Genomic DNA, 15,897 nt, shown 5'->3' with positions numbered 1-15,897 from the left:
TACGATCTCGGGTATATCGACTTGGAACAGAGGACCTTGCAGACCATCGACAACCCGTTCGGCACGAGGTTGTCACCCATGTCTTAAGTACAATCTGTTACCCTTGTCTCCGGGTTGGACAGAGATGGCTGGGGCGCCAGGATTCGAACCTGGGAATGTCGGTACCAAAAACCGATGCCTTACCACTTGGCGACGCCCCAACAGCCGGAGCGTGCCCGCTGTGCGCGCGGCCTTATAGGACGACCCGAGGGAAAGCTCAATGCCGACATATCGACTTGCCGACATATCGACTATGCGCGATCAATTCATCGGTTTGCAATCATTACTTTGTATGGACCTATTCACGCTAGACCGCCATTTCATTCCCGGCCGGGTCGACGGAAATGGAACCGCCTGCCGCCCGGAAATGAAAAGATCGGGTTGATGATGGTGCCGCCCGTATTCTCGATGGCGCTCAACATTCCCTCCAGGTTTTCGGAATAGACCACGGGCAACGGCTTGGATGGCGCATCTTCGGCATCCGCCTGAAAACCGCCGTCCAGCCCTTCGGCAAGGCTGAATAGGTCGGCAATAGTCTCCAAACGACCGCAGAAAGCGGCGCTGTAGAAAGCCCTCACACTGTCCAGCATTCCACCTGTCGCCGGTATTTACGGATATTCGAGTTTTCGGTCAGCCTCAAAGTTCTGGTTCGTGTTCTTGCTGTGTTCCGTTTAGAAAACGCCTGAAAGGCAAGTCTTTTCGGCGCCGCTTTTCATTAATCGATTGTAGGGGCCGGCCGGCTTGGTCGATGCCTTGCCTTTCGCACTGCAGCATCATATCGCTCGATTTGTCAGTATTTCCAATCTCCTGCAACCGGGGAGCAAGCATGACCAAATGGGTCTACACCTTTGGCGATGGAGCGGCGGAAGGCCGTGCCGGCGACCGCAATCTGCTCGGCGGCAAGGGCGCCAATCTTGCCGAAATGTGCAGCCTGGGCCTGCCGGTGCCGCCGGGCTTCACCATCACTACCGAGGTCTGCAACGCCTACTACGCCAACGGCCACGCCTATCCGGCCCCGCTGGAAGCCGACGTTGCGATCGCCCTCGACCATATCGGCCGGCTGACCGGGCGCCGTTTCGGCGATCCGTCGAAACTGCTTTTGGTGTCGGTGCGCTCCGGTGCCCGCGCTTCCATGCCCGGCATGATGGACACCGTGCTCAATCTCGGCCTCAACGATGAGACGGTCGAGGCACTTGCCGCCGATTCAGGCGATGCGCGGTTCGCCTATGACAGCTACCGCCGTTTCATCCAGATGTATTCCGATGTCGTCATGGGCCTCGACCATGAGGTCTTCGAGGAAATCCTCGAGGACCAGAAAGGCGGCCTCGGCCATGAGCTCGACACCGAGCTGACAGCCATCGAATGGCAAGGCGTGATCGCGCTTTATAAGGCCAAGGTCGAGGAGGAGCTCGGCAAGCCGTTTCCTCAGGATCCGAGCGAGCAGCTGTGGGGCGCCATCGGTGCGGTGTTTTCCAGTTGGATGAACAACCGCGCCATCACCTACCGGCGCTTGCACGACATTCCCGAAAGCTGGGGCACGGCGGTCAACGTCCAGGCCATGGTCTTCGGCAATATGGGCGACACCTCGGCCACCGGCGTTGCATTCACCCGCAACCCGTCGACCGGCGAAAAGCAGCTCTACGGCGAGTTCCTGGTCAACGCCCAGGGCGAGGATGTCGTTGCCGGCATCCGTACGCCGCAGAACATCACCGAGGCGGCGCGCATTGCCGCCGGTTCCGACAAGCCGTCGCTGCAGAAGCTGATGCCTGACGCCTTCCAGGCTTTCGTCAGCATCTCCGACCGCCTGGAAAAGCATTACCGCGACATGCAGGATCTCGAATTCACCATTGAGCGCGGCAAATTATGGATGCTGCAGACCAGGTCAGGCAAGCGCACCGCCAAGGCGGCGCTGAAGATTGCCGTCGACATGGCCAGGGACGGATTGATTTCGAAGGAGGAGGCCGTCGCTCGCATCGATCCGGCCTCGCTCGACCAGTTGCTGCATCCCACGATCGATCCGAAAGCGGCGCGCGACATCATCGGCGTCGGCCTGCCGGCCTCGCCGGGTGCCGCCACCGGCGAGGTCGTGTTTTCCTCGAACGACGCCGAGGAGGCTAAGGCGCAAGGCCGCAAGGCGATCCTGGTGCGCATCGAGACCAGCCCCGAAGACATCCACGGCATGCATGCGGCCGAAGGCATCCTGACGACGCGCGGCGGCATGACCAGCCACGCCGCTGTTGTGGCGCGCGGCATGGGCAAGCCTTGCGTTTCGGGCGCAGGCTCGCTGCGCGTCGACTACAAGGCCGGCACGCTGATGGCGATGGGATCGACGTTCCGCAAGGGCGATATCATCACCATCGACGGCGGCAACGGCCAGGTGCTGAAAGGCGCGGTACCGATGCTGCAGCCCGAACTCTCGGGCGATTTCGCCGCCATCATGGAGTGGGCCGACGGCGCGCGCCGCATGAAGGTGCGCACCAATGCCGAGACGCCGCTCGATGCGCGCATGGCGCGGTCCTTCGGCGCCGAAGGCATCGGTCTTTGCCGCACCGAACACATGTTCTTCGACGGCGACCGCATCGTTGCGATGCGCGAGATGATCCTGGCCGATACGGAAAAGGACCGGCGAACGGCGCTGACCAAGCTGTTGCCGATGCAGCGCTCGGATTTCCTCGAACTGTTCGAGATCATGGCCGGGCTGCCGGTGACGATCCGCCTGCTCGATCCGCCGCTGCACGAATTCCTGCCCAAGACCGAGGAGGAGGTGGCCGAGGTCGCCGCCGCCATGAATGTGTCGCCGGACAAGCTCCGGCGGCGCACCGAAGCGTTGCACGAGTTCAATCCGATGCTCGGCCATCGCGGCTGCCGGCTTGCCGTCTCTTATCCCGAAATCGCCGAGATGCAGGCACGAGCCATTTTCGAGGCGGCCGTGGAGGCCGGCAGGAAGGCCGGCGCGCTGGTGGTGCCGGAGATCATGGTGCCGCTGGTCGGGCTGGTAAAGGAGCTCGACTTCGTCAAGGCGCGCATCGACGCCGTCGCCAAAAGCGTGATGGAGGAGACCGGTGTCAGGATCGATTATCTGACCGGCACGATGATCGAACTGCCGCGCGCAGCGATCCGCGCGCACGTCATCGCCGAGGCGGCCGAATTCTTCTCCTTCGGCACCAACGACTTGACCCAGACCACGTTCGGTATCTCGCGCGACGACGCGGCCTCGTTCCTCGAGACCTACCGGCAAAAAGGCATCATCGAGCAGGATCCGTTCGTGTCGCTCGACATAGAGGGTGTCGGCGAGTTGGTGCGGATGGCGACGGAGAAGGGCAGGGCGACGCGGCCCGACATCAAGCTCGGTATTTGCGGCGAGCATGGCGGCGACCCGGCCTCGATCCATTTCTGCGAAAAGGTCGGCCTCGACTACGTCTCGTGCTCGCCATACCGGGTGCCGATCGCCAGGCTGGCCGCCGCGCAAGCGGCGGTGCAGGCTGCAAAGAACGGCCGCGGATAGGAGTTGGAGTCCACCGGCATCTGACCTTACCGATTTGTAACCGAATTCACGCGAACGTGCGTGTGTCGGCTCCAAATCCCGACATCGTTTCTGCCCAGTTTCCGGCCCTCGAACCCGCCCCGGTGCCAGAAACAGATGCTGCAGAACCCGCCCACGCACGTCCGCTCGATTCTCATCCTCCAGACGAAATTCATCGGCGATCTTGTCCTCGCTTCCGCGCTCGCCAGAAACCTGCGCCTCCAATATCCAAAGGCCAGGATAGTGTTCCTTTGCGAGGCGAACTTTGCCAGTTTCCTGTTGGCTCATGGCATCGCCTCGGACGTGGTGGCGTTCCGGCGCGTACGCATGCGTGGCACCCCTGTGCAGCGTGGTCGCGAGCTTTACGCGATGGTGCGCGCTCTGCGCCGGTTCCGGTTTGACCTGACCATCGACCTGGCCGATTCCAAAACCTCACGCATCCTCGTCAGGCTCGTCAACGCCAAGACCCGCGTCGGATATGATCCTCCCGAAAAACCGTTGCGCTGGCTGGAACGCCAGCCCGCCAACGTCCTGGCCAAGCCGTTTGGCTTTGGTGGCCAGCATTATCTCTACCGCTATCTTTCGCCGCTTGAGGCGCTTGGCGTGAAGTTGCGTGCGCCGGTCCCAACGATTGAGCCGCTGCCGCTGGAGACCGCCAGGGCATTGGCGCTTCTCGACCGGCATCATCTCCGGCGTAACGCCTTCATAGCCGTTCATGCAGGAGCGAGCTTCCGGGGGCGGCAATGGCAGCCGGAACGTTTTGCGCTGGCCATCGACGAGATCTCGCGGCAGACCGGGTTGGACTTCCTGCTTGTCGGCGGCCCCGATGAACGGGCATCGGCCGAGCGCATCGTCGCCAAGGCCGCTTCGCCGGTCGTCAACGTGGTCGGGGCGCTGTCACTGGCAACGCTGCTGGCGGTCCTCGGCCAGGCACGCCTGTTTCTGGGAAACGAGAGTGGCCCGATGCAGATGGCGGCGGCCGCGGGAACGCCGGTTGTCGGCCTGTTCGGCCTGACCGACCCGGCCGTCTGGGGGCCTGTCGGCGTGGCCAGTGTTACGCCGCGGCCCTCCATGCCTTGCGAGTGCATAGCCAGGGACCTGTGCCGCCGACCCGATCCGAGCAAGGCTTGCTGCGTCTGGCGACTTGAGGTCAAAGCGGTGGTCGACGCGGTGCTCGCGATCCTTTCACGTAAGGTTAAGGACGTGGAGCACGCGTTGTGACCTCGCGCTTGCCAAAGGTCAGGCCGGCGGTCAAATTGCCGCTGCCGACGCTTTTGCAGGGGCACCGTCCCGATTTCCGCCTTGATGCCGGTCTTGGGGTCGCCGCTTCAACTTTGATCCGGCCGACCTGGAAATAAATCGATGCGCCTGTTCCAAAAGTATTTTTGCGCCGTTGCGATATCGCTGTGGGCTGTCTCTCCTGGCAACGCCCAGTTGCTCGTCGCACCGACGCTGCACATCAAGGCCGAGGCGGGCGGCGGCCGCGTCGCGCTGACGCTCGATGCGTGCGGCGGAAGGACCGACACACGGATTCTCTCGGCGCTGGTGGAAAACAAGATTCCTGCCACCATTTTCGTCACCGGCATCTGGCTGAAGCACAACGCCGCCGCCGTCGAGATCATGCGGGCGCATCCCGAACTGTTTGAATTGGAAAACCATGGCGGCCGCCACGTCCCGGCCGTCGACACGCCGCAAAAGATCTACGGCATTCGCAGTGCCGGCAGCCCGGAGGCCGTGCTGGCCGAAGTCGAATCGGGTGCTGCCGCTCTTGCCGTGACCGGCGAACCGGCGCCGAAATGGTTTCGCGGCGCAACCGCCGAATACAGCCCATCGGCAATCGCGATGATCCGCAAGCTTGGTTTCAAGATCGCCGGATTCTCGATCAACGGCGATGGCGGCTCATTGCTCGGCGCAAAAGAGACCGCCCGGCGCATTGCCGCGGCGAAGGACGGCGACGTCATCATCGCTCACATCAACCAGCCGACCCATGCGGCTGGCGAAGGCGTGGTGCGGGGACTTCTGGCGCTGAAGGCCAAGGGCCTCACCTTCGTGCGTCTCGACGACGCCGACGGCATCGGCGATGAAGGCACCACCGACTGATCAGTCGGGCGTGGCCTCGATGGTCACCTCGTTCGGATAGAACGCGCCGTGATCGCGAATGTCTGCCATCTCGTCGAACGGCCGCTCATAGGCCCACATCGCATCCTTGCCTGCATCGCCGGCGGGCAGCACGCTCCAATAGCTGGCATCGCCCTTATAGGGGCAATGGGTCGAGTGTTCGGTCTTGCCAAGCTGTTTGAAGTCGATGTCGCCGAACGGAATGTAGAAAACGGGCGGATAGGGAGGTTCGGTCAGCACCTTGACCTTGCTGGACGAGGCGATAACGACATCGCCGGCGCGCACCGTCACGGTGCCCTTGTAAGGCTCGACGGTGATCACCTTGTCCGGATTGCGCTGAAAGCCGGGTGACGGATTTGCGATCTGGTCCATATCGGGTCTCCTTGCCTCTACCCCAAGATGTGTCTGGCAAGCGCGTTGCGCAAGACCTGCAAGCCACCGGCGGGCATCGCCCGCGGCTGGCAGTCTTCCGCTTTCCTCCGGTATCGCGCCTAAAATCAGGCGGCGGCCTGGAAAGCGTCCATCAGCCCGGCATAGGCGGCAGCAATCCCGGCCACCGGATTGGTGCTTTTCGAGGTGGTCTCGACCTTCAAAGCACCACCGTTGGTCGGCAAGGTGAGCAGCAGGAACTGGCGATTGCCGCCATCGCCGACTGATGCGGCGGCGACGTGCTGGGCTTCGCCCTCGTTCTCGACGCACATCTTGAACAGGAGCGTGCCGCCGACAGCTTCGAGGGCGCCGCCGACGACCTCGACGAATTCATCTTCGGAAACGGTTTTGGCGTCAGGCACCAGATCGGCCTGCGCCACATCGGCGGCCACCAGATCGGCCAGGCTTTCGGCAAGCGTATTTTCGAGGGCTTTGTCGTCGAGCTGCGCGTCCATGCGAACCTCTTTCATTCGCCAATCGCGCCCCGCCGTTAATCAACGTTAACGCCGAGCATGGCCGGATTGTGGCGAATTCGGCCTCAATTGGCTCCATGCCCCGCTTCAGCCCGATCCTGGCTGGACAATCGGCCGGTTCGTCCCACAATGGCGCAAAAAATATCGGGAGGAACAAAATGCTCGGGCTGATGCAGGAATGGCCGCTGCTTTGTCACAAGCTGATCGACAACGCCGAGAGGCAGCACGGTAGCCGCGAAATCGTGTCGCGTTCGATCGAGGGGCCGATCGTGCGCAGCACATATGCCGAAATCCATGATCGTGCCCTGAAGGTCGCCGAGCGGCTCGAGCGTGACGGTTTCGGGCTTGGCGACCGCATCGCGACGTTGGCCTGGAACACCGCGCGTCACATCGAGGCCTGGTACGGCATCATGGGTGTCGGCGCCATCTATCACACGCTCAACCCGCGGCTCTTTCCCGAGCAGATCACCTGGATCATGAACAATGCCGGGGACAAGGCGATCTTCGTCGACCTGACCTTCCTGCCGCTGCTCGAAAAGATCGCCGGCGCGGTCAAGTCGCTGAAGCAGGTTATCGTGCTGACCGACAACGCGCATATACCGGAGACTGCGCTGCCCAATGTGGTTGCGTACGAAGAATGGCTTGCTGAAGCCGGCGGCAACTTCGCCTGGAGGACATTCGATGAAAACACCGCCGCCGGTATGTGCTACACCTCGGGCACCACGGGCGACCCGAAAGGGGTCCTCTACAGCCATCGTTCGAACGTGCTGCACGCCATGATCGAAGCGATGCCCGACGCCATGGGCCTGTCGTCGCGCGATGCCGTATTGCCGGTCGTGCCGATGTTTCACGCCAACGCCTGGGGCCTTGCCCAGAGCGCGCCGATGATTGGCGCCAAGCTGGTCATGCCCGGCTGCAAGATGGATGGCGCTTCGATCTACGAGCTGCTCGACACCGAGAAGGTGACCTTCAGCGCCGCCGTGCCGACGGTGTGGATGATGCTCCTCCAGCATCTGGAAGAAACCGGCAAGAAACTGCCCTATCTGCAGAAAGTCGTCATCGGAGGCGCGTCCTGTCCACGCGCGATCACGACGAAGTTCCAGGACAATTACGATGTCCAGGTCGTCCACGCCTGGGGCATGACCGAGATGTCGCCGCTCGGCACGCTGTGTACCCTGAAGCCGGACTATGCCGGGCTGAAGGGTGAGGCTCGCCTCGCCGTCCAGCAGAAGCAGGGCTTTACGCCGTTCGGCATCGAAATGAAGATAACGGATGACGACGATAACGAGCTGCCATGGGACGGCAAGACCTTCGGCCGACTCAAAGTCCGCGGGCCGGCCGTCGCGCGCGCCTATTATGGCGGCATCGGATCCGAACAGTTTGATGAAGACGGCTGGTTCGATACCGGTGATATCGCGCATATCGACCCCGGCGGCTACATGCAGATCACCGATCGCGCCAAGGACGTGATCAAGTCGGGCGGCGAATGGATCTCGACCATCGAGCTCGAGAACCTCGCTGTCGGCCATCCCGACGTGGCGGAGGCCGCCGCCATCGGCATTCCGCATTCCAAATGGGGCGAGCGGCCTTTGCTCGTGATCGTACGCAAGCCGGGCAGGGAGCCGACCAAGACGGATATTCTCGCTTTCATGGACGGCAAGGTGGCGAAGTGGTGGATGCCGGACGACGTCGCTTTTGTCGGCGAAATCCCACACACCGCTGCCGGCAAGATCCAGAAGATTACCTTGCGACAGCAGTTCCGGGATTATCACCTGCCGACGGATTGACCGGAGATGCGGCGTCTTTGCGTCTTCAAGCCGGCGCTGAAAGGCACTATGCCTGTGTTCGGGTTGGGGCAGCGCGGAAACCAATGACGGGAATTCCCGAGCGACAGACGTCGAGGGCTGCCGGTTGGTCGCGGCGCGCCGGCGCGTTTTCGGCAGTCCTGCTGCTGACCGCTCTCATCGGCCATCGCTATGACCTCGTCGAGACCCAAGCTTTCCTATGGGTGCTCGGCATTGTCGCCTTGCTGGCCGCGTTTGCGCTTTTGTTTGCCGGGTTTGCCTTTGCGCGATTGTGGAATTTCGGTGATCGCGGCGGCCATGACTTGATCGTCGGCGCCTTGCTGGCGGTTCTGGTGCTCATCCCTTACGGCGTCGCGGCCTATTGGGTGGCCACCTATCCGCCGCTGCGCGACATCTCGACGGATCTGGACGACCCACCGGTGCTCGATATTTCTACCCGGACAAAGGATATGAACGAGCTTTTGCCGCCGACACCCGGCGAGCAGCGCCTGCAAATCGAAGCTTATCCGCTTGTTACCGGACGCAGCTACACCTTGCCTTTCGATCGCGTTCTGGAGGCGGTCAAAACGGTGCTCGACCGGCGCGGCTGGCAGCTCACGGCGCCGTTTCCAGACGCAGCAGGGCAAAGCGACGTGACGGTCGATGCGCTGGCCAAGGGCTTGCTGCTTGGTCTTCCCGCCGATGTTGCCATCCGCGTGACCGATGACGGCGATGCGGTCATCGTCGATATGCGCTCGGCCTCGCGTTACGGCCGCTACGACCTTGGCGACAATGCAGCGCGCATCACCGATTTCCTTGCCGAACTCGACCAGGAAGTCGCCGGCCAGGTGGGCGTGGCTCCGGCGGAATGATACCCGAAGTGTACTACTTTGCCGGCGAATAGATGCCGTCGATAGCCGGCGCGCCATCGGTGTGGACCAGGCCGCGCGCCACCAGATCCTCCAGATGGGCAAGCACCGACAGGCCGGCCGCGCCATGCAGGCGCGGGTCGGTGTCTCGATAGATCACCTCCACCATGTCCTTGATTGCCCGGTCGCCGCTGCTGATCCGCTCCAGAATTGCCCGTTCGCGCATTTTGCGATGCGTTTTCAATCCGCGCATGAAGCTGCGCGGCTCGGTCACCGGCCCACCATGACCGGGCAGCAGCAGCCGGTCGTCACGTTCGATCAGCCGATCGAGCGATGTCATGTACTCGGCCATCGCGCCATCCGGCGGTGCGACGATCGTGGTTGCCCACGCCATGACGTGATCGGCCGAGAACAGGATGCCGGTTCCCTCCAGCGCGAAGGCCGCGTGATTGGCGGTATGGCCGGGCGTCAGCACCGTGCGGATCGCCCAGCCGTCACCATCGATCACCATATCATCCGGCAGCGCGATGTCAGGAACGAACTCGATGTCGGCGCTGGCATCGAGCGGATTGACCTCGTCGGTGCGCAACGGCCGCGCCGGGCGATGCCGGCCCTCCGCCAGAACCACCGCACCCGTATGCTGCTTCAGCCGCGCCGCCAGCGGCGAATGGTCGCGATGCGTGTGGCTGACGAAGATATGGCTGACCGGCCTGGTCCCGATCGCTTCGAGCAGTGTTCGAAGATGTGCCTCGTCATCAGGTCCGGGATCGATCACCGCAAGCGTCTCGCGTCCGACGATATAGCTGTTGGTTCCGTGAAAGGTGAACGGGCTTGGGTTCGGGGCCGTGACGCGTTGAATACCAGGCGCAACGATCACGCCCTTGCCATAGGACGGTTCGAAGCGTGTGTCGAATTTCAGCGCCATGCGAACGTCGCGACCTTTTTTGGGGCGAGGGCAAAACCGATTGCCGCATAGCACGGAAGCCAATATAGGAAAACGCAAGGCCGCGTTCGGCGGCAATCCGGAACGGGGAAGACCATGGCAATTGCAACGACGATGCGTCCGCTTATTTCTCTCGCTCTGCCTGAAAAGGGCGCGGCCCGGCTGGCAGGACAGCTTTTGCTGGCGATCGCCGGAACGCTGCTGTTGATCTTGTCTGCCAAGACCAAGGTCATGCTCGGACCGGTCGATATCTCGATGCAGACGCTCGCCGTCTTGCTGATCGCTGCCGCCTTCGGCATGCGCCTTGGCGTCGCCACGCTGCTTCTCTACATGGCTGAGGGCGCGCTGGGGCTTCCGGTCTTCCAGAGCACGCCCGAAAAGGGCATCGGCATCGCTTACATGCTCGGTTCGACCGGCGGTTATCTAGCCGGCTTCGTCGTCATGGCGGCGATCGTCGGCTGGGCTGCCGACCGTGGCTGGGATCGCCATCCTATCAAGCTCTTCAATGCGATGCTGGTGGCCGAGATCGTCATGATGGCAATGGGCTTTGCCTGGCTGGCGCTGTTGATCGGCCCGGAAAAGTCATGGCAGTTCGGGGTGGTGCCCTTTATCGTCGGTGATCTGATCAAGGTTGCGCTGGCCGCGAGCCTGGTGCCGGCCGTCTGGTCGCTGTTGAAGCGTTCGTGAAGCCGGTCGAGCGGAACTTAAGCCAAAAACGGACCTGCATGTTGCACCGCTGTCACCAAGCTATTGCCTGAACCCCATGACTCGATGGCAACCTGTTCTGCGCGATAACCTGTCGAATGGTTTTCGTCGTAGCTGGTGTGGCCGTGCAGGATCTTTCTCGCTGCGTCAGGCTTGTAGCGCGACGCCATGCAGCGAGCCCGTCACATTAGCTTCAAGTCGACGGACTAAGTACCAGAACCAACGGGCGATTCGTCACGACCAGCGTAACCAAGCACCTACGTATGGATATAAATTGCTCGACATAGCATGTCCGCCAGCTGAAAAAGAAAGCGGCTCGGTGATTATTTAGGCACAGCTAAATTTCTGGACAATGTGTAGGAAATTCTTAACCCAACCGCCTTGACTCTCGTGGCTTGGTTGCTTGCTGGTATCCACACACTGTCGTAACCGTTGACCTGAGATCATGCCGCCGACCGCCAAAGGAAGACACGTGAGTAGCGCGGAAAAAACAACGACCAACGCGACCGCCCCGTCGCCAGAGTCGACCGCCGCGCCGGCAACCCGCTGGTACGCGGCCAGCGTCTTTGCCGGAAAGGAGCATGTCGCCGAGCGGCATCTCCGGATCCAGGGATTCCAGCCCTTTGTGCCTCGCTGCGAGAAAACCGTGCGTCATGCCCGGCGGCTCGAGACACGGTCTGCGGCTTATTTTCCAGGCTATATGTTCATCGCCCTTGACCTCGCGCTGCAACGTTGGCGCTCGGTCAATGGAACATTCGGTGTGCGCTCCCTCGTCACACAAGGTGACCGGCCTTTGCCGGTCCCCTCGGGTCTGGTAGAGCGTTTCATTGCATTGACCGGTAAGGACGGGCTGCTTGATTTCAGTGGAGGCCTCGCAGCCGGTGCCTCGGTCCGAATCCTTTCGGGCCCTCTCGCGGATACAATCGGTCGCCTTGACCGGCTCGATCCAGCTGGACGAGCCCGGGTTCTGGTGGCCATCATGAATGGCGAAATCCCTGTCGACTTGGATGCCAGGGATCTCGTAGCAATCGCGTAGCCGCAAACATCAAGGCGGCGTCGTGACGTAAATTGTTGTAGGATGCGCTCGCGGGTTTCACCCGGGAGTGCGGTAGCCGTCGTTCGGTGCGGAATAGGCGCTGTCTGGCGAGATCATCTCATCGGCGCTGATTGAGGGTACGCGGTATGCGAATAACAATGATTGGTGCCGGCTATGTAGGGCTCGTCTCGGGCGCCTGTTTTGCCGACTTTGGCCATCAGGTCTGCTGCGTCGATCGTGATGCGGAGAAGCTTGCCATGCTCAAGCTCGGCAAGATACCGATCTACGAGCCGGGGCTCGACGACCTCGTCACCACCAACACCGCGCAAGGCCGCTTGCGTTTCGACGACAATCTGGCGGATGCGGTTTCTCAAACGGATGTCGTCTTCATTGCCGTGGGCACGCCGTCACGGCGTGGCGACGGGCACGCCGATCTGTCCTTTGTCTACGACGCGGCCGCTGAAGTTGGCCGCGCGCTCAAGGGATTTACGGTCGTGGTGACGAAATCGACCGTCCCCGTCGGTACAGGCGATGAGGTGGAACGAATCATTCGCGAGCAAAATCCCACCGCTGATTTTGCGGTGGTCTCCAATCCGGAGTTTCTTCGCGAAGGGTCGGCGATCGAGGATTTCAAGCGGCCCGACCGCATCATTGTCGGAACCGATGCCGAACGGGCCAAAGCCGTCATGGGCGAAATCTACCGACCGCTCTCGCTGAACGTCGCGCCGATATTCTATACGAGCCGGCGTACGGCTGAGCTTACCAAATATGCCGGCAACGCGTTTCTGGCCATGAAGATTACCTTCATCAACGAAATTGCCGATCTCTGCGAGCGGTTGGGAGCCGATGTGCAGGACGTCGCGCGCGGCATCGGCATGGACAATCGCATTGGCGCAAAGTTTCTTCACGCCGGGCCGGGTTATGGCGGCTCCTGTTTCCCGAAAGATACGCTGGCACTGGTCAAGACCGCCCAGGATGCGGCAAGCCCCATGCGGCTTATAGAAACGACAGTCTCGATCAACGACCAGCGTAAACGTGCGATGGCGCGCAAGGTGGTTGAGGCCTGCGGCGGCTCTGTGCGCGGCAAGACTGTCGGTATCCTCGGCCTTACCTTCAAGCCGAACACCGACGATATGCGCGACGCCCCCTCATTGGCCATCATTCAGGCACTCCAGGATGCAGGCGCTTCGATCAAGGCCTATGATCCGGTCGGCATGGAGCAGGCGCGCAAGATGATAGAGGGCATTGCGTTCGGGGAAAGCGCCTACGCGGTGGCCGACGGCGCGCATGCGATCGTCATCGTCACCGAATGGAATGTGTTTCGGTCATTGGATCTGAAACGGCTCCGTGCGCTCATGGCGACGCCGGTGATGGTTGACCTGCGAAACGTCTATCGCGGCGAGGACGTTGTGGAGCAAGGCATCGCCTATTCCAGCGTTGGGCGAGAGCCGCATCTTGTCACATGAAGGGCGGCCACTAAACGCTTGATGGAATTTGATCTGATGGCTCAACTTCATGAGTACATCGAAACCCTCAGAACTGTTTGTTCGCAACGATTTCTGGGCGGAACGCTCTAGTGCTTCTAGCTGGCACAGATATGGCAGGCAAGCAAATTCTTATTGTCTGGTCTAGCGTTACATCACATTTGGGATGTTATCCAAGGAGGGTGGTCAACCTATATTTGAACGACTAACTTGAAACATGGCAATATGGAGCTTGACCTATTTTGCTTCATTGGAGAAAGAGGCCCGGGGAGAGTCTTCATGCGAAATCCAAGCTACAGGGAATGAGATGCCGAAAACCAGTCGTTGGACAGTCGCTGAAGCGATGGCTTCAGTTAACCGGAGGCGTTTACTCATCGGTCTTGGGATCGCGTCAACCGCTGCTGCTAAATCCGCCGAAGCGAAGGCTGGGGCTCAGCCCATGGTTGAAAGAGTGCGAGGCATTGCGGCTGGACGCGCATCAGATTTGGTCAACCAGGATAACCTAACAATTTACCCGACATTTGCTGGAATGTCGAAGAGGTCGGTCTCGGTTGGGGTTAATGCGCTTCGGACAAACGGCTACACAGCAGCCGGCGATGGCGGTGGGGCCCTTTACAGAAAAGTCGAATCCGAGCCTCCGCATGAGGGGAAATTTCGGTCGATCGACGGCGCATGGTGGGAGATTGCGGAAAATGTGCTTACGCTGGAGATGTTTGGCGGTAAGGCTGACGGCGCGATAGTAGAGGCGGGCGTGACGGGCACCGACAATTCTCCCGCGATTGAGAATGCTCTAAATGTTATTACCGCAAACATTTCCGGTGTATACGGGGCAGGGCCACGGATCCAATGCGGTTACGGATCATACCGATTTAGCCAGACGATCAAGATTAAGAAAAATGTCACAATCAGCGGCATCAGCGGTGGAGGTGCTGGAAATGGCGAGACTGGCACACGGTTCCTATTTCCCGCCGACACGACCGGGATAAAGGCGTTCTCCTACGACACAATAGATCAGGAATCCGGGCTGCCGAGCGGCACCGACGGGTCAGGATCGATTCTCGATGGCCTTGTTCTTCAGTCGGCAGGTGGTAATGACAGAACCAAACATGGCATTTCTCAGCAGTGTCGTCTGATTATCACCAATTGCCGCATTCATGGCTTTCCGGGGAACGGGCACCACATTTCGGACTTACCAATTGATGGTGGGGGTAATGTTAACAATTGGGAAATTCGGGGGGGGCGGGTAACGGGCTGCCAGAACGGCATTTTCACGCAAGGAGGTGACACCAACGCGGGAGTGGCGTCCCACGTCGACTGTTCCTCCAACCGGCAGGCTGGCATACTTGATCGTTCCTTTCTTGGGAATCTCTACATCGGGTGTCATGAGAACGGCAACGGGGTGCTAGCGCAGGTTTCGGACGGTGTTAGTCGCTATCGCGCAAATCCGACTGTTGCCCTTTTGAACGACCCAACTCCTCTTTCCTCCACACCGCCCGGCAGCAATCCGGCAGTTTGGGAGCAACTGGCCGTCGGCGGGGACAGCACCTTCTTCCCTATGTGGGTCCCTGGTGGCGAATACGTCGTTGGCGGCCAGAAGATCAGCACGAACGCGAATGCACGTACCGCATTTATTGGAGGCTATAGCGAGCCAGGTTGGCCGGCCAATTTCATTTTGGCACCGGCCATCCACATTGGCGGCACAAACTCAGCTGGTTTTCACCCCAACTCGACGGGGTTGCGACTTAACGACCGATCATTAAGCAACGTACTGCTTCTCGCTGCGGCCGGCGCAGCATTTGCCGTTTCCGGGTCCGGTATTGCGGAGGTTTCCTACGCTCACAATATCGGAGGAGCTGCGCCTACGAGAGGCGCAAGCCATGCGTTTTACGTGGGGTACTTACCCGATGGCATCACCAAGAGACCCGCTGGTGATGTTTACGCTCGCGCCACATCAGCAAACATGGCCGTGAACACCGCGGTGGGACTTCGATACTATGATGCCCGAGCTGGAGACCTCGTCCCGGCCATTGAATTCAATGGAGCCACGAAAGAGGCCGTTACCGATACCGACGACACATGGTCGCTTGGAGCGGTGGCAAAACGTTGGCTTTCCGGGTTCTTTACTAAGATATTTGTTGGCGCAGGTGCTACTTTCTGGACCTCTGGCGCAGGATCCCCGGAAGGGGTGCTAGCAGGACCTGTTGGGTCACTTTACACGCGCATCGATGGAGGATCGGGAACCACGCTGTACGTGAAAGAAACGGGGTCTGACACCACTGGCTGGGTACCAAAATGAATCCGCCAGGACGGGGCGGTTGGATGCAGCGTACAAAGAGAATTGCGCAGTGCTATAGCGAAGGGTTCCCGTGTCGTCCAAGAAGTCGGTTGAGATGTCGTATTGCCCATCCGCGGCTTGACTATCCAGATTAAACCGAAGACATGGCACTTTTGAAAGCCGAACATAGTGGCGCGGGGAACGCACGCAGCGGATCCG

The 15,897-nt window shown here is 60.7% G+C and carries 12 protein-coding genes, 1 tRNA gene and 1 pseudogene; 9 read left to right on the top strand and 5 right to left on the bottom strand.

What is annotated here, in order from left to right; all coding sequences use genetic code 11:
• Window positions 1–125: 125 nt before the first annotated feature.
• Window positions 126–200 (bottom strand) — tRNA-Gln (locus NKH93_RS28660).
• A gap of 146 nt (window positions 201–346) precedes the next feature.
• Window positions 347–629, bottom strand: a pseudogene (locus NKH93_RS28655) (VOC family protein).
• 236 nt (window positions 630–865) lie between these two features.
• Here NKH93_RS28655 and ppdK point away from each other — a divergent pair.
• The 3 genes from ppdK to NKH93_RS28640 all read left to right on the top strand — a co-directional run bounded on the left by ppdK (window position 866) and on the right by NKH93_RS28640 (window position 5,662).
• Window positions 866–3,544, top strand: coding sequence for a pyruvate, phosphate dikinase (gene ppdK / locus NKH93_RS28650; protein ID WP_352973879.1), 2,679 nt, complete (start codon window positions 866–868; stop codon window positions 3,542–3,544).
• Window positions 3,545–3,679: 135 nt separating this feature from the next.
• Window positions 3,680–4,783, top strand: coding sequence for a glycosyltransferase family 9 protein (locus NKH93_RS28645; RefSeq protein ID WP_352973876.1), 1,104 nt, complete (start codon window positions 3,680–3,682; stop codon window positions 4,781–4,783).
• A 141-nt stretch (window positions 4,784–4,924) separates the two neighbouring features.
• A complete protein-coding gene (locus NKH93_RS28640; protein ID WP_352973874.1) occupies window positions 4,925–5,662 on the top strand; it encodes a polysaccharide deacetylase family protein in 738 nt (245 codons plus the stop codon).
• Here NKH93_RS28640 and NKH93_RS28635 read toward each other — a convergent pair whose 3' ends face one another.
• Both NKH93_RS28635 and NKH93_RS28630 read right to left on the bottom strand, forming a co-directional pair.
• A complete protein-coding gene (locus NKH93_RS28635) occupies window positions 5,663–6,052 on the bottom strand; it encodes a DUF427 domain-containing protein (RefSeq protein ID WP_352973870.1) in 390 nt (129 codons plus the stop codon).
• 125 nt (window positions 6,053–6,177) lie between these two features.
• Window positions 6,178–6,564, bottom strand: coding sequence for a hypothetical protein (locus NKH93_RS28630; RefSeq protein WP_352503741.1), 387 nt, complete (start codon window positions 6,562–6,564; stop codon window positions 6,178–6,180).
• A gap of 176 nt (window positions 6,565–6,740) precedes the next feature.
• Here NKH93_RS28630 and NKH93_RS28625 point away from each other — a divergent pair, with 176 nt between their 5' ends.
• Window positions 6,741–8,369 (top strand): fatty-acid--CoA ligase, encoded by a 1,629-nt coding sequence (locus NKH93_RS28625; protein WP_352973866.1) that lies wholly within the window; start codon window positions 6,741–6,743, stop codon window positions 8,367–8,369.
• An 83-nt stretch (window positions 8,370–8,452) separates the two neighbouring features.
• Window positions 8,453–9,238, top strand: a complete 786-nt coding sequence (locus NKH93_RS28620) for a DUF1499 domain-containing protein (RefSeq protein WP_352973862.1) — start codon at window positions 8,453–8,455, stop codon at window positions 9,236–9,238.
• A gap of 13 nt (window positions 9,239–9,251) precedes the next feature.
• Here NKH93_RS28620 and NKH93_RS28615 read toward each other — a convergent pair whose 3' ends face one another.
• A complete protein-coding gene (locus NKH93_RS28615; protein ID WP_352973858.1) occupies window positions 9,252–10,160 on the bottom strand; it encodes an MBL fold metallo-hydrolase in 909 nt (302 codons plus the stop codon).
• Between the two features lie 114 nt (window positions 10,161–10,274).
• On the opposite strand from NKH93_RS28615, the gene NKH93_RS28610 reads away from it, so the two are divergent.
• The 4 genes from NKH93_RS28610 to NKH93_RS28595 all read left to right on the top strand — a co-directional run bounded on the left by NKH93_RS28610 (window position 10,275) and on the right by NKH93_RS28595 (window position 15,699).
• Window positions 10,275–10,865: a biotin transporter BioY gene (locus NKH93_RS28610; RefSeq protein ID WP_352503745.1), complete on the top strand. Its 591-nt coding sequence runs from the start codon at window positions 10,275–10,277 to the stop codon at window positions 10,863–10,865.
• 490 nt (window positions 10,866–11,355) lie between these two features.
• A complete protein-coding gene (nusG, locus tag NKH93_RS28605) occupies window positions 11,356–11,919 on the top strand; it encodes a transcription termination/antitermination protein NusG (RefSeq protein WP_352973855.1) in 564 nt (187 codons plus the stop codon).
• Between the two features lie 146 nt (window positions 11,920–12,065).
• The gene (locus NKH93_RS28600; protein WP_352973852.1) at window positions 12,066–13,385 is read left to right on the top strand and encodes a UDP-glucose dehydrogenase family protein; all 1,320 of its coding nucleotides are present in this window, start codon (window positions 12,066–12,068) and stop codon (window positions 13,383–13,385) included.
• A gap of 250 nt (window positions 13,386–13,635) precedes the next feature.
• Window positions 13,636–15,699, top strand: coding sequence for a hypothetical protein (locus NKH93_RS28595; RefSeq protein WP_352973850.1), 2,064 nt, complete (start codon window positions 13,636–13,638; stop codon window positions 15,697–15,699).
• The last annotated feature ends 198 nt before the right edge of the window (window positions 15,700–15,897 follow it).

It is taken from the genome of Mesorhizobium sp. M0954 (assembly GCF_040319155.1).
GTDB lineage: Bacteria > Pseudomonadota > Alphaproteobacteria > Rhizobiales > Rhizobiaceae > Mesorhizobium.
Note: the sequence above shows the minus strand (reverse complement) of the source record. Positions and strands in the feature narration are given on the sequence as shown.

What these genes read in the sequence shown, in the direction of transcription:
- NKH93_RS28635 (WP_352973870.1), bottom strand. Translation starts at nt 6,052, where the DNA reads ATGGACCAGATCGCAAATCCGTCACCCGGCTTTCAGCGCAATCCGGAC.
- NKH93_RS28645 (WP_352973876.1), top strand. Translation starts at nt 3,680, where the DNA reads ATGCTGCAGAACCCGCCCACGCACGTCCGCTCGATTCTCATCCTCCAG.
- NKH93_RS28620 (WP_352973862.1), top strand. Translation starts at nt 8,453, where the DNA reads ATGACGGGAATTCCCGAGCGACAGACGTCGAGGGCTGCCGGTTGGTCG.
- NKH93_RS28600 (WP_352973852.1), top strand. Translation starts at nt 12,066, where the DNA reads ATGCGAATAACAATGATTGGTGCCGGCTATGTAGGGCTCGTCTCGGGC.
- NKH93_RS28625 (WP_352973866.1), top strand. Translation starts at nt 6,741, where the DNA reads ATGCTCGGGCTGATGCAGGAATGGCCGCTGCTTTGTCACAAGCTGATC.
- NKH93_RS28610 (WP_352503745.1), top strand. Translation starts at nt 10,275, where the DNA reads ATGGCAATTGCAACGACGATGCGTCCGCTTATTTCTCTCGCTCTGCCT.
- NKH93_RS28630 (WP_352503741.1), bottom strand. Translation starts at nt 6,564, where the DNA reads ATGGACGCGCAGCTCGACGACAAAGCCCTCGAAAATACGCTTGCCGAA.
- ppdK (WP_352973879.1), top strand. Translation starts at nt 866, where the DNA reads ATGACCAAATGGGTCTACACCTTTGGCGATGGAGCGGCGGAAGGCCGT.
- NKH93_RS28615 (WP_352973858.1), bottom strand. Translation starts at nt 10,160, where the DNA reads ATGGCGCTGAAATTCGACACACGCTTCGAACCGTCCTATGGCAAGGGC.
- NKH93_RS28640 (WP_352973874.1), top strand. Translation starts at nt 4,925, where the DNA reads ATGCGCCTGTTCCAAAAGTATTTTTGCGCCGTTGCGATATCGCTGTGG.